Genomic DNA, 23,593 nt, shown 5'->3' with positions numbered 1-23,593 from the left:
AGGCATACTGCATGGAACATGTCGATATTGCGTTAAAACAAGTGGTAGGCGTTTCAAACGAAGAAAGAGCGCTACTTGCTTCGGATGTTTTCAGGGTGTTCAATTCGCAGCCGAGGCGTATGGTCGATCGGTGGCGGGATGAAGCCAAGAGTTTCAGGCCATGCAGTCCCGACACGACCGAGACGAATCGTCTTGAAACGCGGTTGCGGAGTTCAGCTTGCCAATATAGGCGACGTTTAGAATGCCTTTAAAATGCGCGATTCTGCCGTGGCGACTATCCACAACCCGAGGCTAACCTCACGAGACGAGTGCAGCTGTAGCGTTGATCCATGTCGGCAGATCGATGTTATGCCTTGGCGAGTTGGGAGATGCGGGCACGGGAGACGCCCATGAGTGCTGCCGTGTCTGCTTGGGTGTATCCAGCATCGAGCAGGGAGCGGACTGTGGCACGGGTTTGGGCTGCGGCTTGTTCTTGGGCTTTGGCGGCTGCTTCGGTGGCGGCGCGTGCTTGGGTCAGGCTCTCGGCCAGTTCTCCAATGTCGGGAATGATGTTGATGGTCCAGCCGGTGTGGTCGACGTCGTCGTACATGGTGTCGAGGTAATCGATGACTTGTTGGCGTGCGTTGGACAGGTGGCGGACTTGGGTGTGATCGGTGGGGCTGATTTCGAGTTCCCAGCCGCCGCTCCAGCGCGATGCGGTGACATTAATGGTGGTCATTTGCTGCTCCTTTCGATGGCGTTGAGTAGGTCACGTGTGACCTTTGGTGACAGCTCGCGGGATTGGGTGATTGTGACTGTGACGGAACCGTTGCGCCAGATTTCGTGGTCGCCTTTGCCTTGGCGCGATGTGAACCCTGCTTTCTTGAGGAGTTTGATCGCGTCTCTGCGTTTCATTGGCTTCGTCACAGCTAAAGTATACCCCCACTTAACGCTTAGAGTCGAGGCGGGGTTAACAAGAATTAAGGAAGTGCGCTAAATGTCCACACTTTGGGGTAACCCCAATCTCCATCTGAAAATGGTCGGCGACCACTTCGCATGTCAGCTTTGCGGACGCGATTTAGAGTTCAACGTTCGAAGACCATTTTAGGTATGCGTATCGATCAAAAGCTGGTTTAATGGAAATTGGGGAGCTTGCGCAGTCTGAGGAATTCCAGGCGTTGATGCCGTACTTCAACACTCTGCCAGGAGAACAGCTGAAAGGAGTTGCCGGGTATGAAAAGTAACCAGTTCATAGCTGAGGAAGATAATATTCTCGGTGCTCGCATATGGGATGTGACCGAGATTGACGAAGATGGTAACTCGCCACGAGGTGTTCACCTCGTGACGTTTGATAAGAAAACAGTTCTCAATCTATTCGCTGATTACCCGCATAATTTCAGTGCTGAGCAAATCGAAATCGTTAAGAAAGAGCGCCCGTTTTGGGCTGACTTTTTCAAAGGACGATCAGGTGCATAACAGTAGCGGTGGGTGTCTACTCTACGATATGGATGCGGACACCGTGTTGTCATCGGGATGAGTCCGTCTGTGAAGGTGGTGTTTTGGGTTAATGGGCGATGAGTTGCGTAACCGGAATATTGCTTTGTTCTTCGAAGGTTTTTCGTTGGAGGAGGTGCGTGAGGTGCTCGAGCAGTTCCCACTTACGAAGCCGACGAACTATTTTGATGACGGCCCAGGCCCTTTTCCGATAACAGCCTGTTATTTAACGGCTGTTCCGCCTGAGGAGATTCAGGAGTTCGTGAAGGAACAGCTAGGTTATCGGCCGCCGTCTGATGAACAATTTGAGACGTTGCCCGATCTTGAAAGCGTGCGGGCCTTCGCACGCACCTAGCGGTGCCGATAGTTTAGTTGCGGCGGGCTTCTTGCGCTGGTCTGTGAAATCGACGTTTATCTGAACGCATGCCAGTAGAGCTAAAGTTAAATAGTCAAGAATTGGAGAACGGAGTGGTTTTGATGCCAAAGGCGTTAGGCAGTAAAGGCCTGCTAGAACTGTATGCTCCGTATTTTCCGCTTCTGAGTTCCACGGCGAAAGCTTTCGTTGCCAGTGGGAGGAATGGTGCAGAGCCGGGAATCGAGCTCGATGCGTTTCTTCAGGGAATGTTCCTCGAAGACATTGAGGTGCCGATAGAGCTTCTTGATATTACCGAGGCTGAGGTGCGTGGTGGTTGGGATCCGGATTTGACTGAGCGGACGCTCGGCTGGATCGCCAAACACCGAGAGAAGAACGCACAGCGTAGCCGATAGCGCTACAAGTTCGTCCCACTGCTTTCTCGTGGGTTTTGGCCCTTAGGGGCTTAGCGCACCTCAGAAGTGCGCCTAAGATTCCCGGCCTCAGTCGGAAGAGACCCGGTGCCGGGGCTCGTACTCGGCGCCCTTCGCATAGCAGGTGAGAAAAGGGCCGATTTCCTGCTTTTCACCAATGAGATTACGCTAGGTCATGTCTTACGCGGAACTGGCGAGGTATCTCGCGCCAAAAACAACAAAAAATGTCTCGCGACACCGGAACGATGTCGCGAGACATCACAGAGCGGAGATGGAGGGAAACTAAAACACGCCCACCTTTCCGCACTGCGCCAACGCGTGGGCTAGAAAAGTACCCCTCGCACCCGGCGCGAACGGCCAGAACATGGGCTGCTTAGCTCCTGTTTTTGAGGTCTGTTCTGGCTCCGCGTCCTGGCCTGTTGGCTTGCCAGTGGTCGACGGTTTCGGGTAGCCAGCCGTGGGTGGTGGCGTTGCCTTCGCCGATGATCGCATCGGGTGCGGGTAAGCGCTTTTGGCGTTGATAGTTTCGAATGGTCGAGTAGGCGATTCCTATTCGCGCTGCGAAGCCGTGCAGGGATAGGTAGTGGGTGGTCATTGGTTCCTCCCTGTGGCGCGCTGGATTGCGCAGAGGGCTGCTGTGAGGCTGACGAGGCCTAAGGCGAGCGTGACTGCGGGCGTGAAGTTGCAGGCAAGCGTGGCTAGGCCAACTGTGATTGCGGTGGCGATAAGTGTTGTGTCTTTGTTCATGGCGCTGTGATAGAGTCTAGGGGAAGATCCCCGGAGGGGTTCCGGGGTCTTCCTAGAAGAAGTTGCTATTTCTTCTTTTTCCTCTTCTTGGGCTTGAGGACTTTGATCAGTGCGGCAAGGCTACCGATGAAGACTCCAAGCCCGGCGAAGAGGTTTCCTAGGCTGTCTATCATGTTGCACCTCCTTTCTTGTTGACATCTATAAGTTTAGTCCACCAGACAACACCAGTCAAGTGGTGGACTAAACTCATGGGTGTGGACTAGACCACAAACACCACGCTCAGCCAACCACTCTCGATAAGCCGCCACCACCCACATTGGTACGCCCAACTCATCAGCAATCGCCACCACATTCACCCCAAACAGCCGCTCGGCAGCCGCATACTCCACAGGCGAGATCAACAGCTGGGCGGCCTCACGATCCACCGAGGATTCCACAGTCTCATCTTGGACGCCGTCGTGGCCGTGCAACGCGTGCACATACTCATGGGCCAACACGGCCCGCTGCTCCACTGCTGGCAGGCCAGAATCAACCACGATCAACCTGATGTCGTGCACGTAGCCGCCAGCCACGCCGACAGGTAAAAACACCACATGCACACCAATGGCAGCACAGGCAGCCACTAGTTCATCAATACTCACGTGCTAGAGCCTAAAAGCCACCTCCGACAGAAAAAACTAGCCGCCTATAGGCGCTAGAACGCAGTCCCTTATAGATGCAAGGCCGCGAAAAGGCTAGGATTGAGACATAACCAAGGTCGGATGTCCAAATAGTCGCCCAAATGGTGTGCGTGCTCAAAACGAGCTAGGACATCCGACCGTTCTATTGTCTGCGGTCAGCCAACGAAATAAACCCGACCCCGGCGCTAGAAATGCACAACATGTTCTCGAGGAGAATTCAACGCAATATCCTCCCCACGATCAGCTACTTCGTACAGAACGATAAGCCTAACCAAGCTAAAGGCAATTAAAGCCACCATCCCAGCCGAAGCGCCAGTCAAGATTCGAGAAAATGAATCGGGCACAAAGAACAATGCAAGCGCCAAGATTGCGGCTGAAGCGCAGTACACCATCACATACTTGATATTCCTACGTAGCGTCGGCGCATGCAGTTGATAGATTTCACCCAGTTTCGTTGACGCGGCCGCCAAGAACCGGTTACGAACAACGGCCGAGAACCCCAAAACAATTGATGAGACCGTCGCAATCGCACCATAAAGCTGGGAACCGAGAGCACGGTCAACCACAGGAGAAAGGAAAATACCGGCGAGCACGCCGACGGCCACAGCCAGCGCGAAATCCAAGCGCGGACGATCAAGCAACCTATCTAAAAGCCGCATCGTGCTACCTCCCCTCTGGCTATCCGTATAGCTTTTTTATCCTATCGAGATTGTCCGACAAACACGAGACTACATTCGCCTGCAACTGCTGCAACCCTTGCGCTCCATTCGGGTCAATCGAAATATCAACCTCAACAGATAGACGTTCTTCTATTAGGTTCATAACCTGCTGTGTGCCATCGTCGCCAAAGAGTTTGACAGAGAACTTCGAACCGCTACGCACTACAGGCGGCACATCGTGCCGTAGATTCCGGAGGAATCTACGCCGAGTTTCTTTAGATTGTTTGCCCGTGTGCGTGAGCTTTGCGGTGATGGTGATTTCTAGATCCCCTCCGATGGTGTTGGCGTAGGCTTCCATTGCAGCGACCAGCCCGGACTGCAACTGTGTGTTGAACAAATCGTGTCGTGTAGGGAACCGTAGCGTTGCTTCGGTGACGCCGCCAGAGTAGTTATCGAAGTCTTTAATTGAAGATCTTTCGATGACTGCTTCACTGCCCCATCGGCGTTGGACGCCTTGTTCGACTGGTAGCGTGGCGGCTTCGTCTAAAAACACCTCTAGCGCGTTAGCTGAGGGTGCTGACTGGCTGCTACGTATCATGGCGATGATGCCGGTTGGGCCGTCGACGGCGAACACGCTCGCGTGGGCTAGCACTTCGTCGGGGTCGTCGTCGGGGGTGAATAGTTCTGATATTTCGCCGTTTGATCGGTTGTAGCGAGTAATGAAGTCGTCGCTCATTGGTTTGAAGATGGTGACTGTGGGGTATTCGGTGGCGTGGTCTGCTGAGCAGTACATGTCGACCCCGTTGACTTTTACGTGCTGTTGGTCTGCTGGAAGTTTGGCCCATTGTTCAAACTTGTTTGCAAGGCCGGAGTGGATGGATGGGTAATTGGCGAGTTTCTCGCCTGGCGCTAGGGAAGTTAGTTTCCTGAAGTAGGCCTTTTTAGTTTTTGGTTTAGTCGTCATTGTTCCGTTTTCTTACTGTCCGCTGTTCTCGTTTTTGTGGCGTGCTGCCATATCCCACTCGTGGGCTTCGAATAGGGTGCGTTTGGCGTCGGCTTCGGTGAGGTAGGCGTCAACATCATTGGTGGTGTTTTGTTGGCGGGCTTTGATGAGGAGGCGGATGATTTCATCAACAGCCTCACGCTCACGCCTAGTAAGCAGCGCAGCCTCTTCCGGAGGCCTATACTCCTCAACTTCCTCTCGGGCTGGACGGCCCAGAATATCCAAAAGCTCTTCAGTCGAGATGCGAAACGCCTCTGCGAGCCCCGCAAGAGTCTTGAGCTGCGGCCGCGCGCTGCGCCCAGAAACCGCAGAGTAAACAGTCGGCCGAGAAAGCCCCGACCTTTCAGCCAGCTGCCCGTAGGAGGTAATGCCTACTCTGTCTGCCAGGGTCTTCCACGGTTCTGGGAATGTGCTACTCATACTTGAATCCTCGCCCGCCTATAGCCGTTTGTCTACGGCAATTGTAGACGAGCCGTATACAAACTACGGCAATGTAATTCGCTAAAACGTCGAAGTTTCGCCAAAAAGCAGTTGCAACCCTGTAGACGTTGGCGTATACTGCTTGCGAAAGCGGTAAACAAAAGTCTACGCTAAGGAGTAAGAGATGAAGAGATACAACTGGAGGTTCTCAGTGAAACTCATATCGCCTGAAGCGCTAAAGCAGTTCCTGCGCTTCCGAGGGATGAGCTACGCGGAACTCGCTTCCCGCGTAGGCTGCTCAAAGTCCCTGATCGGACACCTCGCCTCCGGCCGAAATACTCACACTGGCGTCGACGTCGCAAAGGGAATCGCCAAAACCCTCGACGTCCCCGTCGACGCTCTTTTTTGCCGGAGGTGTCTACTGTTCGACCAAGCGCCAATCATGGGCGGCGGGAGGTGTCGGCATGAGGACCCACCCGTACGCAGACAAATACCCAATGCTCCCAGACGACGAACTAGCCGAGCTGGCTGAGTCGATCCGCGCGAACGGACTACGCCAACCCATCGTCACCGACCGCGAAGGACGCATCCTCGACGGACGCAACCGCTACCGGGCGTGCGAACTGGCAGGCGTCCAACCAGACTACGTCGTCTACGACGGCGAGGACCTAGCCGAGTACGTGATCGACTGCAACACGTCACGCAGGCACATGTCGACCGGTGCTAGGGCAATGGCCACCGCGCTCGTGCTGGCTGAGGATGGGCGTCGTCGTAACGGACGTTGGACACGCGGATCAATCGATATTACCGGATCCGGTAATAGCAGCCAGTGGCGTCAACGCCTCACCGAGGCTGGTGTGGTTCTCGACTACACACCCCACCTCGCCAACAACATCATCACCGGCACACTCGCCCTCGACGCCGCCTACCGCGAAGCCAACCAAGCCAAACAATCCGCCGAAGCTGCGAAAATCGCGGCACGCAACCAAGCCCGCGCCCAACGCGAAGCCGAACAAGCCGAAGCCGAACGCCAAACCCGCCTCCTCAACGAGCTCACGGAAGCAGCGGCCACCCAGTTCTTGGCCTACATCGACTCAGGTGAAATGACCATCCCCACCGCCCACGCCGCTTGGACCGAGGCAACCCGCAAACAACGCGAAGAACAACAACAACTCGACCACTCCTACCGCACCACCATGCGAGCCATCCACACCGCCCTAACCACCTTCCAAGGAGGAGCCGACTACGCAACCACCATCTACACCAAGGTCTACCCCCACGAACACCGACTCATGGACCCCCACGAACACCTAACCATCCCACTCATCAACACCGCTATCGACTACCTAACCCGCTTAAAGGAGCACCTACAATGACCATCAACATCACCGCCCTGTATGACGCTCACGTCGCCCGCCATCCTCACGGGGTGACCACGGCTGACACGCGCGCCTATTTGAAAGCCCAAGTCAAACAACGCCTCGAACACGCCCCACGCGACCTTGAAGCGGAAGCTGACAACCTGGTGGCCGCCCAGCTGCCCCGCCTGCGTGAAAAGCGTAAGAACCTGGTTCGTACGAACTTCACGCGGATCATTGACAACCTCACTGGTGATGATGCCCAGTTGGATGTGGAAGCCATCTCGACGATTGCGTTGCCGACTGGTGACCCTGCTGGGGTGGATAAGACACTGCGGTTTTGGACGTTGGCCGACGCCCAACTGTGGTTGGAGGCTCGTCGTCAGCATAAGGATGCTGCGGTTGCGTCGTTCCATGCTGACTTGGACACGATTGGCCGGTTGTCGGAGTTGATGTATGCCAAGCGTGCGGTCACAATCGGTGACCTCATCCCCACCAGCGAGGTGAACTAGCCATGCGAACCCGCACGTCAACCACCCGCTGGCTGTCCCCACGCCAGGTCGCCGACACGCTCAACATCCCCGTCAACCGCATCTACGAAGCCGTAGCACGCAAAGAAATCCCACACAAGAAAATCGGCCGCCTCATCCGCATCCCAGCCAACTACCTAGAGGTGGGAGACCAACGATGAGCATCAACGCCGACCTACACCCACACGCGCCCCGGCTAGAGCGTGACCACTGGATCAACCGGGCCGTGTGCACGCAAACAGACCCAGAAATTTTCTTCCCCCAATACAAAGGCGACACCTATGTTGAAGCCCGCCAAATCTGCAGCACCTGCCCCGTAGTCCAAGAGTGCCAACAGTATGCGGACCGTGCCGAAAAATTCCAAACCGGGACGCTGCATGGCATGTATGGCGGAGAAACCCCCGACGAACGGGCAGCCCGCCGCCGAAAAACCCGAGAAAGGAAAACCCCGCAATGAAAATCACTTTCGTTGAAGAAATCGCCGACCACTACCACCCCGCAACAGTGGCCCACTTGCTCGGCATGCCACTCGAAGATGTGCACGCCGAAATCCGCGCAGGCACCATCCCCCACAAAACCGTGTACGGCACCCCCTACGTACCCGCCGAATACGTCAACACAAAAAAGGAGTCCCACTCATGAACACGATTGCCAGAAACCTGCTCATCGCCGTCGCTTTCGGCTGGACATTCGTCGCAGGCCGCGCCTGGGAATACGCTAGCTGGCCAGCGCTGGCCATCTGCCTTGTTCCCCTCGTCGGCGTCTTGTACGCGATCCACGTCCTCGACCAGGACGCAGCAGACGCCGAACGAGCACACTATGAGCGGCTTGATTACTACCGAGCCAAGGCTGAGCAGGAACGTCGCGCCTACTATCAGAAGCGGTTCGCCAGGCTTGAAGCGAAGGTGAACCAGCCATGAAGTGGATGCCCGAAAACTTCCACCCTTTTAAGGCAAGGTCGCAGTTTAACCAGATGGTTCCGCGCGAGCTGATGCGCAGCCTGTACCGGAACCCAGGCAGGTGGGCGTTGCTAGCAGATGCGTGGCAGCCCGACAGCCGCCAAGAACCAAACTCGCTACGCGCCTACTGCGCCACCCACGGGATCACCACCTCAATCCAACTCACCTGTGAAGACCCCCGCCAATACGTAGTGTTCGCCTGTTACGACCCGAAGTCGTCGTATGCACGCCAGCATGCTCGACGCCACAACAAGAAAGGAGACTGAAATGACGCCTGAAGAGACACTCGCCGCCCACAACAGAGGAGAAATCGAGTTGACCGCTGCCGAGATGGCAGCCGTAGAGCTCTCCCTCGCCGTCAAAAAACGGCTCCTCGAAGCAACCATCGATGACTTCGAGGTCGCTGTCGATGATCTGAAACCCCACATTTAGAAAGGAAACCCTTGACGATGACCAGCCACAAAGACCCGCTCACCCCCGGTGAAGCATTCCGACTCGCCTCAAACGCAGTCGTCGACGCAAACATCGCCTACGACTACATTGGCAACCGGCTCGACGACCTGACCGCGTCCACGATCACCGACGACGACATGGACTTGCTCCGCAGCATGGTCAACCGAGAACGCAAAAACCTATCCGCAGCCATCGACATGCTCGACGCGAGCGTCAAGGCGTGGCTAGTCAAAGACGCGTGCGACGACCTCGACAAGGTCAACGACGTCTCCGACCTTGGCTTCACCGACGAGCGCGACCATGACTAGCCCGCACAGACTGCCGTTGTTTCACTGCGAAACCGCACTCACACTCCTAGGCCAAGACCCGGTCGACTTAGACCGTGTACGCATCCACTTAACGTCCGCAATAGCCCAACTCAAACAGAAAGAAAACAAGAAATGACCACCACAGAAGAACTCATGAACACCTACCAGGCACTCAAAGTGCAGCGGGAGACGATCACCGAACAAATGGAACAAACCAAAACGCTGCTAGCAGCCGCGTTGCCTGATGGCGGGGAAGTGGCCGGTCACAAAGTGGTGTATACGCGTGGCCGCGTCAACTGGGCGAAAATCGCCCGCACCTACCCGCAAGAAAACAACCCGCACCTGTACCAGACCGTGACCGAGCTGAATCGTAAGGCGGTTCCGGAGAATGTGCAGGATGAGTTCCGGGCCGAGGCCACGGTGACCATCCGATGACCTTTGAGTACATAAGCCCTGACTACCTCGACGACGCCCGCCTGCACCCGGGTGACATCATCCGCATGTGCAATGGTGAAGCGGCGATCTTTCACGTCACCCACTTCAATGATGAGCGGCTCTTCTTCTGGCGCACCACAGGTTCAGTGTGGCTAGACCACCCGCTGCCCAAACACGTGTTTCCGATCCGCCTGCTGTACTCCCACTACGAGGAGGCCAATAAGTGACCGCCCAAACACTACCCGTCATGCAACCGGTCGCCCAACCTGACCTCAGTGTCCAGGAGTCGGTGATGGGCATGCTCAAAACCATGATCGAACACGAAATCACCAACCAACCCCGATCCCTGCAAAAAAGGATCGGACCGTCGGAGATTGGGATGGACTGCGATCATTGTTTGGCGGCGCGGCTGGCCGGGTGGGACAAACACGAACCCGTACCAGCATGGCTGCCGTTCATCGGCACCGCCGTCCACGCCACCCTCGAGCGACTCTTCACACAGGCTAACGACGAGATCGTCGCTAAAGGCGATAAGCCGTTGTGTTTGGTTGAGCAGCGGGTCACGGTCGGCCAAATCGGCAGCCAGACCATCACCGGATCCACCGACCTGTTCCTACCCGACCAGTTAGGCGCAACGAGCACGGGGATGACCGTGGACTGGAAGATTGTTGGCAACCGGACGCTCGATAAGGTGCGAAGCGCCGAGCACCCCGGCAAGCAGTACGAGGTGCAAGCACACTTGTACGCACGCGGTTGGGAGAACGCAGGCTATGACGTGTCGCATGTGGCCGTGTATTTCATGCCCCGCCAAAAACCAACCCTCAACGAAGGATATTGGTGGATCGCCGAATACAACCCAGATATTGCCGACAAGGCGTTGGCACGTGCGAACCACTTCCAACGCCAAATCGACGCCCTAGCCACGATCAGTAGCGATCAGGTCGGCAAGTGGATTAGTGGTCTTGACCGCGCGGCCGGTTGTTACGACTGCGCGAAATACCCCGATTATCACATGGACGCCAATGGGCAGACCAGCCTGGGCTCCGTCCTCAACATCAAATGAAAGGAACCAAGACTATGTCTTCTACTTTGAACGAAGTCCTCAACGAGGACACCAGCAGCGAAGTTGCCTCCATCGATGCCGGTGAACTCCCTCGATACTCTAACCCATTCGCTCATTTCATCGCGCTGCTCAACGACGGTGCACTTAACCGGGATGCCAGCGGCGAACTACGGAAACTGCTGTCACGCTGTGACCAAACCGGAGGCAAAGGCACGCTCACGTTGACAATCACTGTTGATGCTGAAAGAACAGACCACTCCGGAGAAGCGTTGATCTCTACCAAGCTGGCCAGCAAGCTGCCTGACTACCCGCGCGGATTCCACACGCTACGCCACAACGACGGCTACTTCCATCCGACCTTGTTCTAACCCAACCAATTAATTGAAAGGAAACTAATTATGTCTCTGACACTCAACGACGTGCTCGCACCAGACGGGATCACACTCAAACCCGAAACCATCGGCGAAACCCTCGGCGGCATAATCACCGCCACCGAAGTCCGCCAGGCCAACGACTATACAACTGGCAAGCCTGACTTCTGGGACGACGGCAAGCCGAAAATGCAGATCGTCGTCACCGTCAACACCGGCAGCAAGACTGCTGAGGGTGATGACGAGCTCGGCAACATCTACATCAAAGTATGGGGCGAACAACGCACCGCGCTGATGAAAGCCATCAAGGACACCGGATTGGACGCCGACGCCGCCCTAGCCGCCGGTAACCAGTTCTCAGTGACATTTACTGGTGAGAAGCCGAACGAGAAGAACCCTCGGTTTAACGCGACGAAGCTCTATGAGTATCGGATTGTTCCGCGTGCGAACGTGGCTGGCGCTCTGGCAGAACCCACGCCAGCGCCTGCTGCGCCTGCGGCTCCTGCGGCTCCTGCTGCGCCAGTGGCACCAGCCACGGTAGCCCCACCCACACCCGCTGCACCTGTAGCGGCTGCACCCGCGGCGGCGGCTACTCCAGCAGACACCGCCCGCCAACTCATCGCCCAAGGCCTCGACAACCAATCGATCGCCATGGCCACCAACCTCGACCCGGCCGTCATCCAAGCCCTCCGCGGCCAACAATAACCCCCACCCCTACGGGGGGGTGCCTGTGAAGCGAACCAGCGCAACCACCGGGGTGCAACTCCCCGGCACAGGACAAAACAACAACCAACGACGACGAAAAAAAGAGGACACCGTATGACCAGCCCGATCCACGACCGCGCACTACACTTACACTCCTACGGGCTCGCCATCCTCCCCATCCACGCCCACCACCCAGAACGCGGCGACAAACGCCCCGCTATCAACTGGAAACAACTCCAAACCCAGCACTTAACCACTGCTCAAGTCGACCAATGGTTCCACAGTGGTGACTACGGGATCGCCGTCGCTATGGGCGCCACGTCCAACGGGCTCATGATGATCGAACTCGAAGGCAACGCAGCATCTCATCTTGCCGAACTAACCCAGCTTGCTCAAGACTCCGGGCTCGAACACCTATGGCGGCGCTTGTTTGGTTGGTGGGAAACCACGCCGTCTGGCGGCCACCACTGGTACATCTACGTCCCAGACAACACGCATGGTAACCGGAAGCTCGCCCGCACCGCTGACGGCAAAGTGTTGGCTGAGACGCGCGAGAACGGCGGCTACAGCGTCGTCGCACCCCTCGACGGAGCCAAGTTCCATCATTCTGGGAAAGGCGCCTGGACGGTCTTACAGGGTGGTCCAGAGACCGCTGGGACGTTCACGGTCGACGAGCTCGACGACGTCCTGGCCGTGTTTCGTACGCTCGACCAGACCCCACAACGCGAACCAGCCCGGCCAAGGCCTGTGAGCGCGCTGTCTGAGGTTGATCCGCACGCCGGGATTAGCCCCGGCGACGCCTTTGAAGCTGCACACACGTGGGAAGACATCCTCACCCCACACGGATGGACACCAGTCGCTCAACGCGGCAGCGAGACCTACTGGCGGCGTCCTGGCAAGAAGCATGGGATCAGCGCGTCGACCGGCCGCGCAGCCGACCGCGACCGACTCTATGCCTGGACCACAAGCACCATGTTCGAGGCTGAGGTGCCCTATACGAAATTCGGCGCCTACGCGCTGTTAGAGCATGGTGGTGACCACTCGGCAGCGGCTAAACACCTGCACGGTAAGGGTTATGGGCGGCAGGCTGAGCACGTGCGGGACACGACCGGGTTGGATGCGTGGATCACCCGCAAAACCACAGAAACCCAGACTGAGACTCAGACTGACACTCACACTGAGACTGAGACTGACAGTGTCGCTGCGCCTGATGCTGCACCTCAACCCGCAGCCACGACACCCACGACGCCGCCCACGCTCACCATCGTCGAGCCAGACGTGTACACGCGTACCGACGACGGCAACGCCCTCCGCTTCACCGACACCTACAAACACGAATTCAAATACATCGAAGAACGCAACACGTGGGCACACTGGGACGGATCCAAATGGGACATCGAAGGCGGCAACGCAGCCGCCATCGAAGCAGCACGCACCCTCGCCCGCAACCTCCCCACCGACGACAAAGCCGACGAAACCCACCGCCGCCGCTCCCTATCCGCCAACGCCATCCGCAACATGTTATCGCTTGCCCGCAACACCAAAGGAATCTACTCCCACATCACCCAATTCGACGCAGACCCCTACACGTTAAACACACCCAAAGGAACCATCAACCTCCACACAGGCCAACACACACCACCAGATCCTGCGATCCTCTGCCTACGCTCCACCACCGTCGAACCCAACTGGCAACAACCAACCCCCAGGTGGAACCAGTTCATTGATGAGATCTTCATGGGCGACACCCACCTCGTCACCTACATCCAACGCTTCCTCGGCCAAGCCATCATCGGCGAAACCAAAGAACAACTCCTACCCTTCTTCTACGGAACCGGAGCCAACGGCAAAACCACGCTACTTAATGTGGTCCAGCATATTCTCGGCATCGGCCAAACCGGCTACTCAACCACAAGCCCTGCCGAAATCCTCACAGTCGCAAACCGGCACCCCACCGAAATCGCCGCCCTATCCGGCGTCCGCCTAGCCGTCATCTCCGAACTCGAAGAAGGCCAACGCATTGCTGAAGCCAAAGCCAAAGAACTCACCGGCGGCGACAACATCACCGCAAGGTTCATGGGACGCGACTTCTTCACCTTCAAGCCGACTCATACGCTAGCCGTCCTCACCAACAACACGTTAGAGACCCGTGGCGGCGGCAGCCCAGCGTTGTGGAGACGCATGCGACTCATCCCATTCCTGTACACAGTCCCTAAACGCGACCGCGACCCCTACCTAGAACAAGCACTCATGGACGAAGCCCCCGGCATCCTCGCCTGGCTCATCCAAGGCACCCTCGACTACCTCAACGACGGACTACGCGAACCAGAATCCGTCCGAATAGCCACCTCCGAATACGAAGCCGACCAAAACACAGTCCGCCAGTTCGTATCGGAAGTGTGCACGATCCATGAGGTTAATCAGGATTTGTTTCAGGTGCCGGTGCCGAGGGTGCGTGCTGCTTATGAGCGGTGGTGTGAAGCCAACGGATACGACCCGGTTAATGCGATCGCGTTCGGTCGTCGCATGCGCAAAGAAGGACTCGACGTCAAAGTCTCGAACAGCATCCGCTTCTACGTTGGTTTGTCGTTGCCTGACGACGCCTTGGAAGGAGCGCTAAATGACTGATTTAACCGAGTACGGATCAGCACTCAACATCCGTACTACATCCGTACTGATCCGTACTTTTCCACAGGATTCTGTGGACAAGTCAGTACGGATAGTACGGATCAGTACAGATAAAAAACTTGATCCGTACTGCCACTTTTCCGCTCTAACTAGCCACTCCATAAAACAAAAGTACGGATGTACGGATACTTTTCAATACATATGTGATGAGTATCCAGAAGAGCTATCCCAAATGTCTAAAAACAAAAACCGTAAAACGCTATATACGCAACGCGACTCAAAAACATCCGTACTGCCGTACTGTGCTGCTTCCGGGCAGGTGGCCCATGCGTGAAAAAACACTCGAACAACACCTCACCAAAACCGTCCAAGCCCAAGGCGGACTCTGCTGGAAACTCGTATCCCCCGGCACGGCCGGAGTCCCAGACCGCCTCATCATCCTCCCCGGAAACAAGATCGGCTTCATCGAACTCAAAACCACCGGCCAAAAACCACGCCCAATCCAACAACACCGACTCAACCAACTCCACGCCCTCGGAGCCACCGCCCTCACCATCGACCACCCCAACCAAATCCAGGAGGCACTCAATGCAATACAAGCCTCATGACTACCAACGCACCGCGATCACATTCCTCTACACCCACCCGGCTGCTGTGCTCCTACTCGACATGGGCTTAGGTAAAACCGTCATCACGCTGACTGCTTTGCAGGGCTTGCTCTCATCCTGCTTGTCTCGCCGGGTGCTCGTCGTCGCTCCGAAACGAGTCGCCCAATCCACATGGCCACAAGAAATCAGCAAGTGGGATCACCTCGCCGACCTCACCTACACCGTCTTAGCAGGCAGCCCCGCCCAACGCGCACAACAAGCCGGCACGCAAACTCACATTCACATCATTAATCGTGAACTCCTACCTTGGCTCGTCACCCACCACGGTAAAGACTGGCCATACGACACGGTCGTCATCGACGAGCTCTCCAGTTTTAAGAACGCCCAATCCAAACGCGGCCGAGCCCTCTCCCGCGTCCGCCCACACATCAAACGGATCATCGGCCTAACTGGCACACCCACGCCCAACGGACTCTTAGACTTGTTCGGTCAATATAAGATCATCGACCCTACGATTTTCGGCACAAGGATCACCGCCTACCGCGAAAAATATTTTCAGCCCACCAAATACGTGTACGGCCGCCCAGTCGACTGGCAACCCATTGAGGGAGCCGAACAACAAATCCATGACAAGATCCGGCCCGTCACCCTGTCCATGTCTGCTGCCGATCACCTGTCCATGCCTGACCTGTTCACCGTCAACCACCGGGTGGTCATGCCTGCTAAGGCTGCGGCGTTCTATAGTCGGCTTAAGCGTGACCTGGTCGCCGACCTCGACGGCGACACTATTGACGCGCTCAACGCGGCATCCCTTGCCGGCAAGTTGCTGCAGCTCGCTAACGGCGCTCTTTACACGTCAGAAAACGAGTGGACCGAGGTTCACAACGCGAAGCTTGACGGGCTCGAAGACCTACTCGAGGCAGCCAACGGACAACCCCTGCTCGTCGCTTATTGGTATCAACACGACCTCGAACGCATCCAACAACGCTTCCCACAGGCTCGGCTGCTGGATGCGGCCGAGGATTTCCAAGCATGGAACGAGGGTGCGGTGCCGCTTGGCCTGATTCACCCCGCGTCCGCTGGGCACGGACTCAACCTCCAGCAAGGCGGACACCTACTCGTCTGGTACTCACTCACCTGGAGCCTTGAGTTGTATCAGCAGACGAACGCCCGCCTGTACCGGCAAGGTCAAACCCGACCTGTCACTATCACCCACCTTGTCACCCAGGACACGATCGATCAACGAGTCCTCAACGTACTCAACAACAAAAACAACGTTCAAGCAGCGTTGATTGATGCTGTGAAGACCGAACTCAACAACCAATGAAAGGACGATAACGATGACCACAGGATTCCACCCGGTCAAAACCACGACCACTGACGGCTACATCGAAATACAAAGCGGCAGAATCGAACTGACGATCTCCCGCAAAGACCCCGTCGCAACACTGCACATGCCCGGACTGCAATGGCATGCACCGACAGAACACGTCAAAGCATTCATCGATCAGGTAGTCCGCTGCCTAACCGGCCAAGCTACGACGACGCAAAAGCATGGCCCGTTCACAGTCTACGGATCCGCTAAAGGCGACTTCCTCGTCAACGTGATAGCGGCTGCGTCCGAGTTCCGCGACGGTGGCTTCTTCTTTGACCTGCACCGATTGTATACCACCGTCGATTTTGAACCGCTGCTCGACATTGCCGCCGGGATCAACAGGCACGGCTGGTGGGAAAACAACCAGGAGGATAACTCATGCAGCCTGTAGGTTCCCCTCGGTGCGTCCACGCCCACAAAGGCAATCTCGCCATCACCCTCTACGAAAACGGCACCGGCCACTTCACCCTCGGCAACACCACATGGGATGCACCCAAACCGAAAATCATCGCTCTGGTCAACCACATTGTGGCCGGGCTCAACGGCAAGTCTGGTTCGATGCGCCGCCACGGCCCATTCCGCGTGTACACGGCACGCGCCAACGAGGGCTACATCGGCGTCACCGTCACCGTCACCGAAATGTTCGACGACGACCTCGCCACGTTCGAGCAGCTGTACCGCAACGACGACTTCACCGACTTGCCGGTCATGGTTGAAGCGCTCGCTAAACATGGCTGGTGGGAACAGGAGGACGGGCGATGAGTAGCAAGTCTTATCAGAAAGGCCGCAAGCAGGGCTACCAACGAGGCCTGACTCGCGGGCTCGAACTGGCCCCGCACACGGTTACGCGACATCAACTTCGCGTTAGCCAACAAAGCAGCAGGCCCCGGCTCACGTTACGACCTATACAACACCGGTTATGCGCACGCCATGCGAGAAGCTCGCAAAGCGATCGAAGAGCTGCGCCGCGAACTCGCCGACGACCTACTACGCCTGCACCTAACAAACCCCAGCGACGACAACGACGACGACTAGAAAGGACTACTGCTAGTGGCTGTGCTCGACCTGACAACCATCCTCGCCGACCTCAAAACATGGGAGCCCATCATGAACGACGCCTCCCACATCACGGTGCCTGCGATCCGGTACACGCACGGCCACACCACCGGCGCACAGGCAGACTCTCAGGTCGAGCGCGCCACATATGCTAAAACCCGATACCTAGCCGACCTCGAAACAATCCTGAACGCCGCCTACTCGACAGGGTGGCGTGACGAACCGCGTGACGGCAGCCCCTACGACTGGCTGACTGCTCGCGCGGATTGGGGGCCACGCAACGGCCCACAATGGGCGCAGCATGTCACCGCTTTAGAGCAGGTGCATGCTCGTTGGCAACACGCCTGCGCACCAGCCTCCGAAACCTCGGACCACTTGTGTCCGGCCTGCGGCCACGCAAACCTGATCTGGCACCACCACGAACGCCTCTACCGCTGCCCGGCATGCTCGTACGCAGCCACAGCCGAGCAAGCCGCCAACCTCCGCCGACATGTGATCCGCCAATCCGACACGGGGCTCACCCGCCAAGACGCCAGCACACTGTTCGACCTGACCCCCGCCGCATTGCGTAAACATATCCAGCGCGGCAACCTCACCCCCAACCCTGACGGACTCATCCACACTGGTCAGCTGCGAAACCTGCCACGCCGCTAACCCCAAACCCCGCCACACATCTGCTATAGTCACGCCTAGAGGTCACTCACTGCACCCAAAAACACCCTCACCCATAGTTTTCACGCCCACCCCACCCGGGAGGTGAAACCATGCCCACCCCCAAAAAACCACGCCGCCGCATCAACAACTACCCCTACCGCGACCTCTCCAAAGCCCTATACCGCAAAAGCAAACGCACCAACGCACCCTGCTGGATCTGCGGCCAACCCATCGACTATGACGCCCACTGGAAATCCAAATGGTCATTCACCGCAGACCACATCACACCAATCGCGCTAGGCGGCAAATGGCGCGGCGAACTCCGACCAGCACACCGCTCCTGCAACTCCCGCCGCGGCGACACAACCAACAAAAACCAACAAACAACAGTGAAACCACCAACAACCAACAGCAGGAAATGGTAAAAACCAAAGAATAACTTTCCTCAACAACTTCGACGCCACCAAAACCCCAGGGGGACCACACCCCACCACGCCCACCTGCCACCCGCGTGCATAGGCAGTTTTTTACACGAACCTAGTTTTCGCGAGTTACACGAAAAAGAACAGGAGGGTCACGATGGCTAAAACAGTTAAGCCGTGTGGGACTCCTGCGGCCTATCAGCGTCATCGGCGGGCTGGTGAAGAGCCGTGTGATGCGTGCCGGGCTGCCCAGCGGGAGAATTCGCGCCGGTATCGGCAGCGTAAGCGAGACGGGTCGGCTGCCAAAGTTAATGATGCGGTGGCGGAGGCTGCGCCGGTTGAGACCGTGGACGCCTTAGAAGAAGCGTTGGATTCGTTGCGGATTGTTCGCGCCGTGTTGCATGGCGGTGAGGTTCCGGCGAACGCGGTGGCGGGGTTGACTCGGCGGCGTGATGAGCTGGTTGACCGGATCGGCCAGTTGCGTGGCGAGTCTGGCCAGAAGAATGAGGGCGGGGTTTTTGATGAGCTTGCAAAGCGTCGGAAGAATCGGGGCGCAGCGTCCTAGGATCGAAACGGTTCCGTCTGATGCCGTGTTTTTTGAGCCGGGTGAGATTGCCGCTGATTTGATGGCGTTGGCGGGTAAGCCGTTGGATGATTGGCAGGCGTACGTGGTTCGTGCTGCTCGTGGCCAGCGTGCCGACGGCAGGTATGCCGCATTCGAAGTAGGAATTAACGTGCCTCGCCAGAACGGCAAGAACGTGATTATTGAGGCGGTTGAGCTTGACGGGCTGTTTATGGATCCTGATTGTGAAGTGATCACGCATTCAGCGCATTTGTTTTCGACGGCGCGGAAGGCGTTTCGTGAGTTGGAAGCGATTATTAGGTCTTCTCCTGATCTTTTTGCTCGTGTGGTGGGCAGTGAGGGTAAGGGGCTGCGTGATGACGTGCGTGGGATTAAGACATCATCGGCGGAGATGAGTATTGAGATCATGCCGTCAGCGGATAAGCCGCGGGGTGCGAAGATCACGTATTTAGCGCGGTCGGCGGGGTCTGCTCGTGGGTTGACTGGTGACTTGGTTGTTTTGGATGAGGCTTATGATCTGACGGCGGATCAGATCGCGGCGATGATGCCGACGATGGCTGCGCGGACGATGGATCGTAATCCGCAGATTTATTACACGTCTTCGGCGGGTATGCCCTCGTCGGAGGTGTGGGAGGAGGTCCGGGCGCGTGGTCTTGCTGGGGATAGTCCACGGTTGGCCTATTTTGAGTGGTCGGCTGATGATGATGCTGATTCTGATGATGTGGATGCGTGGTATCAGGCTAACCCGGGTCTTGGGGTGCGGATCGATGAGGAGTATGTGGCTGAGGCTGAGTATCGGGGCATGGATGAGGAGCGGTTCCGGCGGGAACGGCTAGGGATCTGGGCTCGTGTTGGTGACGAGCAGGGGTTGTCTGATCGTCAGTGGGCTCGCCAGCTTGATGAGGGTTCGATGCCTGGGGATCTGGTCGTGTTTGGGCTGGACGTGTCCCCGTCGCGTGATAGTGCTGCGATTTCGGTGGTGTCTGCACGTGGGGATGGCCGGTTGCATGTGGAGCTGGTCGACCACCAAGTGGGCACGGATTGGGTTGTGGCTCGTGCGAAAGAGCTGTGTGACCAATGGAGCCCTGGCGGGTTGGTGGTTGATGCGGGGTCGGCTGCTGGTTCGCTGGTGGGTGAGTTGTTGCGTGCCAGGGTGAAAGTGATCCAAGTGTCTGGCCGGGAGTATTGGCAGGCCTGCGGGCTGGCCTATGACCTTTTCCAGCAGGGAGCGTTAGCGCATATTGGGCAAGAGCCGTTGGATGAGGCGGTGGGGAACGTGAAGATTAAACCTAAAGGGGATTCGTTATTTACGTGGGCGCGGATTGACACGGCGGTGACGATCGGCCCATGGGTCGCAGTCACGTTAGCGGTCGCTGGTTGGGATAAGACGAAGAAACGCCGGCCTCGTAAGGGTGGTTCGAGCGGGTGGAAGGTGGTGGCTTTATGAGCATGCTTTCTGATGGTGAGTGGGCGCTGGTTGGGCGTTTGGAGGAGACAATTCGGGATAAGCAGCGGCGTAACCGGCTGCGCACCGCCTACATGGATGGCAAGCATGTGTTGCGCCGGTTGCCGCCGTCGGCTCCACCATACTTGCAGCACTTGAAAACAGTGCTGGGTTGGCCCGCTAAAGCGGTGGAGTTGTTGGCACGAAGGATCCGGTTGGACGGGTTCGACTACGGTGCTGATGACGTGTTCGGCGTTGATAGTTTGTTGGCTGGGAATGATTATTTTGCGGCGGTGGCGCAAGCTCAGATCTCGGCGTTGGTGCATTCGACTGTGTTTCAGACGGTGACTGCTGGTGGTGAGGGTGAGCCGGGTGCGGTGATCTCTCAGGTGACCGCGCTGAATGGGACTGGCGAGTGGGATGGTCGACGTCGCGCGTTCAAGAATTTCCTGGCTGTCACCCAGTGGCCTACCCGTGGTGAGACTGGTTTGCGGTCCAGTGGTGAGTTCACGCTTTTCCTTGACCATGAAGTGGTGTGGGTGGTTGATGGGCGTGTGGTCTCGCGTGTGCCGAGCGTGGTGCGCATGCCGGTGGTGCAGTTGCCGTATAAGCCAAGGTTGGATCGGCCGTTTGGGTCGTCTCGTATTTCGCGTGCGGTCATGTCGATTACTGATTCAGCGGTGCGCACGCTAATCCGTTCAGAGGGCACTGCAGACCTGTATGGTGTGCCCTGGTTCGTGATTTTCGGGCCGGATGAGTCCGCGTTCTCACGCGATGGCTGGCAGATGATCATGGACCGGATCAACGTAATCCCAGACAACGAGGACGCGGCCAGTCCGCGCGCGGAGGTCCAGCAGTTCTCGCAGGGCTCTCAGCAACCTCACGTGGAGCAGTTGCGCGTACTAGCCGGGCTGTTTGCCGGTGAGACGAACATCCCGGTCAGTTCGCTGGGTGTGGGCTTGTCGCAGGCTAATCCGACGTCGGCGGAGTCGTATATTGCTTCGCGTGAGGATCTGATCGCTGAAGCATTGGATGCGCAGGCGGCATGGTCTAGCGCCCACCAACGTATCGTGCAGTGGGCATGGCAGATCGCTAACCGTGAATCGGTGTTGCCGGTTGAGTTGGAGCGTATGGTGCCGGTGTGGCGGGATACCCAGTTCACTTCGCGGGCGGCCGCAGCCGATGCGACCGTGAAGCTCGTGTCGGTGTTCCCGTGGATGGCTAGTTCGGACGCTGTGGTGGAGTCGCTTGGTTTTGATGCGGGGACGACGCAGCGGTTGAAGCAGGACATGCGCCGGGGTGCAGGTCGGGACATGCTCGCTGGACTACTAGGAGGCGAACGTGGTTTCACGCAGGGAACTAGCAGCCAAACAGACTCTGGACCGGGCGTTGGAGGAAGCGTTACTGGCTGATCTTGACCGGCTGTGGGACCAGATTAAAGGCTGGGACCGTGTCGCGGTGGAGAACGCGCTTGTCGAGTTGCTGCCGGGCATCGTGGATGCTTATGGGGCTGCCTATGCGGAGGTTGCTGCACTGTGGTTCGAGCAGCTGGTCGGTTCAAGCCCGGTGGTGGGCTCGCCGGATCGGCGTGAGGCTGTGACTCGGTCGGTGCGTTATGCGTTGCGTCCGTATCTTGAAGGGGCTGCGTTGGGTGTGGTGCAGTCTCGGGTGGCGTCGGTGGTGTTGCGTCATGCTCGGCAGGCTGGCCGGGATGTGATCGATGATTCGGTTCGTGCCACGCCCGGGGTGCGCTACGCACGGCGGCTCACCGGTACAGAAAATTGTGATTTCTGTGTGATTCTTGCTTCGCGCGGACCGGTGTATGGGACTGAGTTGGATGCTGGTGGGTGGGGGAATCGGTATCACGATGATTGTGATTGTGAGCCGGTGCCTGTACGCGGCCAGTGGCGGCCAGACTCGGATTCACCACGGGGTGTGTCCTGGGATGGGGAGAACCCGGGCTATGACTTTGAAGAGCTTTATCTTGATGAGTACCGGCCGTATTGGCGTCCGGGTGACAAGATTACTGATGTTACTCGTAGGCGGCGGGATGCGCGACCTGCAGGTCGGCCGGGTAGGCCGAAAGGATCGAAGAACAAGAAGCCGAAGGTTGCGACAGGTGCTGGTGGTGGTGGGAAGAAACCACCGGTGATTCCGTCGGTTGAGGGCATGGACGTACCCGAGTGGTTGACTGACAGGGTGCTGGATAAGATCATGAACGGCGTTATCTGGGTCGACAGGAGCGGTAAAGCGATACTGCATGGCGGTCACAAGCATGGCAAAGGCTGGCTAAACAAAACTGAGTTTCCCGAATCGTGGACTACTGATGACGTCCGGAAAGCCATCATCCTCACGTGGAACAAACCTGATGCGGTCAGGTTTAGTGGAGATCGAAGAGAAACAAGAAAAATTATTGATGGCGTAGTTGTTCATGTATCTGCCTATGGGCGACACTACGATAGATTCATTGCAGCGTATCCTCTTGGCGGGGCGGGAGTGCGTGAAAATCGGATTAATAAGAGTTATAATAAAGTCATCCCTCCTGATTGGAACGATAAGAGGCAGAGATGGCAGAGATCTTAGGCGCAACTCGTCTACTTGAAATCTATCGCGCCCAGATATTTCCAAAATTAGACCCGGGATTTCAGGGGACAATTGAAAGCGACCAAATAGCAGGAGAAATATCTTGGGAACTCGAGGGATTCTTGCAGTTTTCTCTGCTTGATGGCGTAGAAATTCCCGATGAGCTTCTTGACATCACCGAGGATGAGGTTCGTGGTGGTTGGGATCCGGAGTTGACTGAGCGAACACTCGACTGGATCGCCAAACACCGAGAGAAGAACGCCGCCGCATAGGCGATCACACTACAAGTT

General features: G+C 57.1%; 38 protein-coding genes. 31 read left to right on the top strand and 7 right to left on the bottom strand.

Translation table 11 applies throughout. From position 1 onward, the window contains the following. Window positions 1-346 precede the first annotated feature (346 nt). Both EL234_RS04780 and EL234_RS04775 read right to left on the bottom strand, forming a co-directional pair. Complete coding sequence (locus EL234_RS04780; protein ID WP_126416396.1) at window positions 347-718, bottom strand: antitoxin HicB; 372 nt, start codon at window positions 716-718, stop codon at window positions 347-349. Further along, entirely contained in the window at window positions 715-906 is a 192-nt protein-coding gene (locus tag EL234_RS04775) for a type II toxin-antitoxin system HicA family toxin (protein ID WP_197718466.1), read from the bottom strand. Before EL234_RS04775 ends, EL234_RS04780 begins: the two co-directional genes overlap by 4 nt. Before the next feature lie 306 nt (window positions 907-1,212). Here EL234_RS04775 and EL234_RS04770 point away from each other — a divergent pair, with 306 nt between their 5' ends. The 3 genes from EL234_RS04770 to EL234_RS04760 all read left to right on the top strand — a co-directional run bounded on the left by EL234_RS04770 (window position 1,213) and on the right by EL234_RS04760 (window position 2,241). Continuing rightward, window positions 1,213-1,455 (top strand): DUF7675 family protein, encoded by a 243-nt coding sequence (locus tag EL234_RS04770; protein ID WP_197718465.1) that lies wholly within the window; start codon window positions 1,213-1,215, stop codon window positions 1,453-1,455. Window positions 1,456-1,546: 91 nt separating this feature from the next. Beyond that, window positions 1,547-1,828 carry a hypothetical protein gene (locus EL234_RS04765; protein ID WP_126416395.1) on the top strand — a complete coding sequence of 94 codons (282 nt, stop codon included), beginning with the start codon at window positions 1,547-1,549 and terminating at the stop codon, window positions 1,826-1,828. A 122-nt stretch (window positions 1,829-1,950) separates the two neighbouring features. Beyond that, the gene (locus tag EL234_RS04760) at window positions 1,951-2,241 is read left to right on the top strand and encodes a hypothetical protein (protein ID WP_126416394.1); all 291 of its coding nucleotides are present in this window, start codon (window positions 1,951-1,953) and stop codon (window positions 2,239-2,241) included. 391 nt (window positions 2,242-2,632) lie between these two features. On the opposite strand, the gene EL234_RS04755 is transcribed toward EL234_RS04760, so the two are convergent. The 5 genes from EL234_RS04755 to EL234_RS04735 form a co-directional block, all read right to left on the bottom strand. Beyond that, window positions 2,633-2,854: a helix-turn-helix transcriptional regulator gene (locus EL234_RS04755; RefSeq protein ID WP_126416393.1), complete on the bottom strand. Its 222-nt coding sequence runs from the start codon at window positions 2,852-2,854 to the stop codon at window positions 2,633-2,635. A 358-nt stretch (window positions 2,855-3,212) separates the two neighbouring features. Next, the gene (locus EL234_RS04750; protein ID WP_126416392.1) at window positions 3,213-3,647 is read right to left on the bottom strand and encodes an ImmA/IrrE family metallo-endopeptidase; all 435 of its coding nucleotides are present in this window, start codon (window positions 3,645-3,647) and stop codon (window positions 3,213-3,215) included. A 224-nt stretch (window positions 3,648-3,871) separates the two neighbouring features. Beyond that, the gene (locus EL234_RS04745) at window positions 3,872-4,309 is read right to left on the bottom strand and encodes a hypothetical protein (protein WP_164712360.1); all 438 of its coding nucleotides are present in this window, start codon (window positions 4,307-4,309) and stop codon (window positions 3,872-3,874) included. A 55-nt stretch (window positions 4,310-4,364) separates the two neighbouring features. Further along, complete coding sequence (locus EL234_RS04740) at window positions 4,365-5,309, bottom strand: hypothetical protein (protein ID WP_126416390.1); 945 nt, start codon at window positions 5,307-5,309, stop codon at window positions 4,365-4,367. Window positions 5,310-5,321: 12 nt separating this feature from the next. After that, a complete protein-coding gene (locus tag EL234_RS04735) occupies window positions 5,322-5,768 on the bottom strand; it encodes a helix-turn-helix domain-containing protein (protein ID WP_126416389.1) in 447 nt (148 codons plus the stop codon). 184 nt (window positions 5,769-5,952) lie between these two features. Between EL234_RS04735 and EL234_RS09540 the strand changes: the two genes are divergently transcribed. The 28 genes from EL234_RS09540 (at window position 5,953) to EL234_RS04600 (ending at window position 23,575) form a co-directional block, all read left to right on the top strand. Further along, on the top strand, window positions 5,953-6,300 hold the full coding sequence (locus EL234_RS09540; RefSeq protein WP_126416388.1) for a helix-turn-helix transcriptional regulator: 348 nt from the start codon (window positions 5,953-5,955) through the stop codon (window positions 6,298-6,300). Further along, a complete protein-coding gene (locus tag EL234_RS04725) occupies window positions 6,233-7,144 on the top strand; it encodes a ParB N-terminal domain-containing protein (protein ID WP_126416387.1) in 912 nt (303 codons plus the stop codon). The genes EL234_RS09540 and EL234_RS04725 overlap by 68 nt, the downstream gene beginning before the upstream one ends. Next, on the top strand, window positions 7,141-7,638 hold the full coding sequence (locus tag EL234_RS04720; RefSeq protein ID WP_126416386.1) for a hypothetical protein: 498 nt from the start codon (window positions 7,141-7,143) through the stop codon (window positions 7,636-7,638). The genes EL234_RS04725 and EL234_RS04720 overlap by 4 nt, the downstream gene beginning before the upstream one ends. Window positions 7,639-7,640: 2 nt before the next feature. After that, window positions 7,641-7,817: a helix-turn-helix domain-containing protein gene (locus EL234_RS04715; RefSeq protein WP_126416385.1), complete on the top strand. Its 177-nt coding sequence runs from the start codon at window positions 7,641-7,643 to the stop codon at window positions 7,815-7,817. Continuing rightward, complete coding sequence (locus tag EL234_RS04710) at window positions 7,814-8,113, top strand: WhiB family transcriptional regulator (protein WP_126416384.1); 300 nt, start codon at window positions 7,814-7,816, stop codon at window positions 8,111-8,113. The genes EL234_RS04715 and EL234_RS04710 overlap by 4 nt, the downstream gene beginning before the upstream one ends. After that, window positions 8,110-8,298 (top strand): hypothetical protein, encoded by a 189-nt coding sequence (locus EL234_RS04705; RefSeq protein ID WP_126416383.1) that lies wholly within the window; start codon window positions 8,110-8,112, stop codon window positions 8,296-8,298. Before EL234_RS04710 ends, EL234_RS04705 begins: the two co-directional genes overlap by 4 nt. After that, window positions 8,295-8,576, top strand: coding sequence for a hypothetical protein (locus EL234_RS04700; RefSeq protein WP_126416382.1), 282 nt, complete (start codon window positions 8,295-8,297; stop codon window positions 8,574-8,576). The genes EL234_RS04705 and EL234_RS04700 overlap by 4 nt, the downstream gene beginning before the upstream one ends. Beyond that, complete coding sequence (locus EL234_RS04695; RefSeq protein WP_126416381.1) at window positions 8,573-8,881, top strand: hypothetical protein; 309 nt, start codon at window positions 8,573-8,575, stop codon at window positions 8,879-8,881. Before EL234_RS04700 ends, EL234_RS04695 begins: the two co-directional genes overlap by 4 nt. Window position 8,882: 1 nt before the next feature. Further along, the gene (locus EL234_RS09320; RefSeq protein ID WP_164712359.1) at window positions 8,883-9,047 is read left to right on the top strand and encodes a hypothetical protein; all 165 of its coding nucleotides are present in this window, start codon (window positions 8,883-8,885) and stop codon (window positions 9,045-9,047) included. Between the two features lie 17 nt (window positions 9,048-9,064). After that, complete coding sequence (locus EL234_RS04690) at window positions 9,065-9,376, top strand: hypothetical protein (protein ID WP_126416380.1); 312 nt, start codon at window positions 9,065-9,067, stop codon at window positions 9,374-9,376. A gap of 132 nt (window positions 9,377-9,508) precedes the next feature. After that, window positions 9,509-9,811, top strand: coding sequence for a hypothetical protein (locus EL234_RS04685; protein ID WP_126416379.1), 303 nt, complete (start codon window positions 9,509-9,511; stop codon window positions 9,809-9,811). Beyond that, on the top strand, window positions 9,808-10,038 hold the full coding sequence (locus EL234_RS04680; protein WP_126416378.1) for a hypothetical protein: 231 nt from the start codon (window positions 9,808-9,810) through the stop codon (window positions 10,036-10,038). Before EL234_RS04685 ends, EL234_RS04680 begins: the two co-directional genes overlap by 4 nt. Then, window positions 10,035-10,874 (top strand): hypothetical protein, encoded by an 840-nt coding sequence (locus EL234_RS04675; protein ID WP_126416377.1) that lies wholly within the window; start codon window positions 10,035-10,037, stop codon window positions 10,872-10,874. The genes EL234_RS04680 and EL234_RS04675 overlap by 4 nt, the downstream gene beginning before the upstream one ends. A gap of 14 nt (window positions 10,875-10,888) precedes the next feature. Then, a complete protein-coding gene (locus EL234_RS04670; RefSeq protein WP_126416376.1) occupies window positions 10,889-11,242 on the top strand; it encodes a hypothetical protein in 354 nt (117 codons plus the stop codon). A gap of 30 nt (window positions 11,243-11,272) precedes the next feature. Then, entirely contained in the window at window positions 11,273-11,950 is a 678-nt protein-coding gene (locus EL234_RS09315) for a hypothetical protein (protein ID WP_164712357.1), read from the top strand. A 114-nt stretch (window positions 11,951-12,064) separates the two neighbouring features. Continuing rightward, a complete protein-coding gene (locus tag EL234_RS04660; protein WP_126416374.1) occupies window positions 12,065-14,578 on the top strand; it encodes a phage/plasmid primase, P4 family in 2,514 nt (837 codons plus the stop codon). Further along, window positions 14,571-14,912: a hypothetical protein gene (locus EL234_RS04655; protein WP_126416373.1), complete on the top strand. Its 342-nt coding sequence runs from the start codon at window positions 14,571-14,573 to the stop codon at window positions 14,910-14,912. The genes EL234_RS04660 and EL234_RS04655 overlap by 8 nt, the downstream gene beginning before the upstream one ends. Further along, window positions 14,905-15,186 carry a PDDEXK family nuclease gene (locus EL234_RS04650; RefSeq protein ID WP_126416372.1) on the top strand — a complete coding sequence of 94 codons (282 nt, stop codon included), beginning with the start codon at window positions 14,905-14,907 and terminating at the stop codon, window positions 15,184-15,186. Before EL234_RS04655 ends, EL234_RS04650 begins: the two co-directional genes overlap by 8 nt. Further along, window positions 15,167-16,513 carry an SNF2-related protein gene (locus EL234_RS04645; protein ID WP_126416371.1) on the top strand — a complete coding sequence of 449 codons (1,347 nt, stop codon included), beginning with the start codon at window positions 15,167-15,169 and terminating at the stop codon, window positions 16,511-16,513. Before EL234_RS04650 ends, EL234_RS04645 begins: the two co-directional genes overlap by 20 nt. Window positions 16,514-16,526: 13 nt before the next feature. Then, the gene (locus EL234_RS04640; protein ID WP_126416370.1) at window positions 16,527-16,952 is read left to right on the top strand and encodes a hypothetical protein; all 426 of its coding nucleotides are present in this window, start codon (window positions 16,527-16,529) and stop codon (window positions 16,950-16,952) included. Further along, window positions 16,940-17,323 (top strand): hypothetical protein, encoded by a 384-nt coding sequence (locus EL234_RS04635; RefSeq protein WP_126416369.1) that lies wholly within the window; start codon window positions 16,940-16,942, stop codon window positions 17,321-17,323. Before EL234_RS04640 ends, EL234_RS04635 begins: the two co-directional genes overlap by 13 nt. Window positions 17,324-17,611: 288 nt before the next feature. Further along, on the top strand, window positions 17,612-18,271 hold the full coding sequence (locus EL234_RS04630; RefSeq protein ID WP_126416368.1) for a hypothetical protein: 660 nt from the start codon (window positions 17,612-17,614) through the stop codon (window positions 18,269-18,271). Between the two features lie 110 nt (window positions 18,272-18,381). Further along, window positions 18,382-18,696, top strand: coding sequence for an HNH endonuclease (locus tag EL234_RS04625; RefSeq protein WP_126416367.1), 315 nt, complete (start codon window positions 18,382-18,384; stop codon window positions 18,694-18,696). 154 nt (window positions 18,697-18,850) lie between these two features. After that, window positions 18,851-19,258, top strand: coding sequence for a hypothetical protein (locus tag EL234_RS04620; RefSeq protein ID WP_126416366.1), 408 nt, complete (start codon window positions 18,851-18,853; stop codon window positions 19,256-19,258). A 25-nt stretch (window positions 19,259-19,283) separates the two neighbouring features. Further along, a complete protein-coding gene (locus EL234_RS04615) occupies window positions 19,284-20,723 on the top strand; it encodes a terminase large subunit (RefSeq protein ID WP_164712355.1) in 1,440 nt (479 codons plus the stop codon). Continuing rightward, complete coding sequence (locus EL234_RS04610) at window positions 20,720-22,132, top strand: phage portal protein (protein WP_126416364.1); 1,413 nt, start codon at window positions 20,720-20,722, stop codon at window positions 22,130-22,132. The genes EL234_RS04615 and EL234_RS04610 overlap by 4 nt, the downstream gene beginning before the upstream one ends. Further along, a complete protein-coding gene (locus EL234_RS04605; RefSeq protein WP_126416363.1) occupies window positions 22,062-23,303 on the top strand; it encodes a VG15 protein in 1,242 nt (413 codons plus the stop codon). Before EL234_RS04610 ends, EL234_RS04605 begins: the two co-directional genes overlap by 71 nt. Further along, window positions 23,288-23,575: a hypothetical protein gene (locus EL234_RS04600; protein ID WP_126416362.1), complete on the top strand. Its 288-nt coding sequence runs from the start codon at window positions 23,288-23,290 to the stop codon at window positions 23,573-23,575. The genes EL234_RS04605 and EL234_RS04600 overlap by 16 nt, the downstream gene beginning before the upstream one ends. The last annotated feature ends 18 nt before the right edge of the window (window positions 23,576-23,593 follow it).

Source organism: Trueperella bialowiezensis, from assembly GCF_900637955.1.
GTDB classification, from domain to species: Bacteria; Actinomycetota; Actinomycetes; order Actinomycetales; family Actinomycetaceae; genus Trueperella; species Trueperella bialowiezensis.
Note: the sequence above shows the minus strand (reverse complement) of the source record. Positions and strands in the feature narration are given on the sequence as shown.

Bases quoted from the DNA above. Each gene is read 5' to 3' on its own strand.
- EL234_RS04780 (WP_126416396.1), bottom strand. From the start codon at position 718: ATGACCACCATTAATGTCACCGCATCGCGCTGGAGCGGCGGCTGGGAA.
- EL234_RS04770 (WP_197718465.1), top strand. From the start codon at position 1,213: ATGAAAAGTAACCAGTTCATAGCTGAGGAAGATAATATTCTCGGTGCT.
- EL234_RS04765 (WP_126416395.1), top strand. From the start codon at position 1,547: ATGGGCGATGAGTTGCGTAACCGGAATATTGCTTTGTTCTTCGAAGGT.
- EL234_RS04760 (WP_126416394.1), top strand. From the start codon at position 1,951: ATGCCAAAGGCGTTAGGCAGTAAAGGCCTGCTAGAACTGTATGCTCCG.
- EL234_RS04755 (WP_126416393.1), bottom strand. From the start codon at position 2,854: ATGACCACCCACTACCTATCCCTGCACGGCTTCGCAGCGCGAATAGGA.
- EL234_RS04740 (WP_126416390.1), bottom strand. From the start codon at position 5,309: ATGACGACTAAACCAAAAACTAAAAAGGCCTACTTCAGGAAACTAACT.
- EL234_RS04735 (WP_126416389.1), bottom strand. From the start codon at position 5,768: ATGAGTAGCACATTCCCAGAACCGTGGAAGACCCTGGCAGACAGAGTA.
- EL234_RS09540 (WP_126416388.1), top strand. From the start codon at position 5,953: ATGAAGAGATACAACTGGAGGTTCTCAGTGAAACTCATATCGCCTGAA.
- EL234_RS04725 (WP_126416387.1), top strand. From the start codon at position 6,233: ATGAGGACCCACCCGTACGCAGACAAATACCCAATGCTCCCAGACGAC.
- EL234_RS04720 (WP_126416386.1), top strand. From the start codon at position 7,141: ATGACCATCAACATCACCGCCCTGTATGACGCTCACGTCGCCCGCCAT.
- EL234_RS04715 (WP_126416385.1), top strand. From the start codon at position 7,641: ATGCGAACCCGCACGTCAACCACCCGCTGGCTGTCCCCACGCCAGGTC.
- EL234_RS04710 (WP_126416384.1), top strand. From the start codon at position 7,814: ATGAGCATCAACGCCGACCTACACCCACACGCGCCCCGGCTAGAGCGT.
- EL234_RS04705 (WP_126416383.1), top strand. From the start codon at position 8,110: ATGAAAATCACTTTCGTTGAAGAAATCGCCGACCACTACCACCCCGCA.
- EL234_RS04700 (WP_126416382.1), top strand. From the start codon at position 8,295: ATGAACACGATTGCCAGAAACCTGCTCATCGCCGTCGCTTTCGGCTGG.
- EL234_RS04695 (WP_126416381.1), top strand. From the start codon at position 8,573: ATGAAGTGGATGCCCGAAAACTTCCACCCTTTTAAGGCAAGGTCGCAG.
- EL234_RS09320 (WP_164712359.1), top strand. From the start codon at position 8,883: ATGACGCCTGAAGAGACACTCGCCGCCCACAACAGAGGAGAAATCGAG.
- EL234_RS04690 (WP_126416380.1), top strand. From the start codon at position 9,065: ATGACCAGCCACAAAGACCCGCTCACCCCCGGTGAAGCATTCCGACTC.
- EL234_RS04685 (WP_126416379.1), top strand. From the start codon at position 9,509: ATGACCACCACAGAAGAACTCATGAACACCTACCAGGCACTCAAAGTG.
- EL234_RS04680 (WP_126416378.1), top strand. From the start codon at position 9,808: ATGACCTTTGAGTACATAAGCCCTGACTACCTCGACGACGCCCGCCTG.
- EL234_RS04670 (WP_126416376.1), top strand. From the start codon at position 10,889: ATGTCTTCTACTTTGAACGAAGTCCTCAACGAGGACACCAGCAGCGAA.
- EL234_RS09315 (WP_164712357.1), top strand. From the start codon at position 11,273: ATGTCTCTGACACTCAACGACGTGCTCGCACCAGACGGGATCACACTC.
- EL234_RS04660 (WP_126416374.1), top strand. From the start codon at position 12,065: ATGACCAGCCCGATCCACGACCGCGCACTACACTTACACTCCTACGGG.
- EL234_RS04655 (WP_126416373.1), top strand. From the start codon at position 14,571: ATGACTGATTTAACCGAGTACGGATCAGCACTCAACATCCGTACTACA.
- EL234_RS04650 (WP_126416372.1), top strand. From the start codon at position 14,905: ATGCGTGAAAAAACACTCGAACAACACCTCACCAAAACCGTCCAAGCC.
- EL234_RS04645 (WP_126416371.1), top strand. From the start codon at position 15,167: ATGCAATACAAGCCTCATGACTACCAACGCACCGCGATCACATTCCTC.
- EL234_RS04640 (WP_126416370.1), top strand. From the start codon at position 16,527: ATGACCACAGGATTCCACCCGGTCAAAACCACGACCACTGACGGCTAC.
- EL234_RS04635 (WP_126416369.1), top strand. From the start codon at position 16,940: ATGCAGCCTGTAGGTTCCCCTCGGTGCGTCCACGCCCACAAAGGCAAT.
- EL234_RS04625 (WP_126416367.1), top strand. From the start codon at position 18,382: ATGCCCACCCCCAAAAAACCACGCCGCCGCATCAACAACTACCCCTAC.
- EL234_RS04620 (WP_126416366.1), top strand. From the start codon at position 18,851: ATGGCTAAAACAGTTAAGCCGTGTGGGACTCCTGCGGCCTATCAGCGT.
- EL234_RS04610 (WP_126416364.1), top strand. From the start codon at position 20,720: ATGAGCATGCTTTCTGATGGTGAGTGGGCGCTGGTTGGGCGTTTGGAG.
- EL234_RS04600 (WP_126416362.1), top strand. From the start codon at position 23,288: ATGGCAGAGATCTTAGGCGCAACTCGTCTACTTGAAATCTATCGCGCC.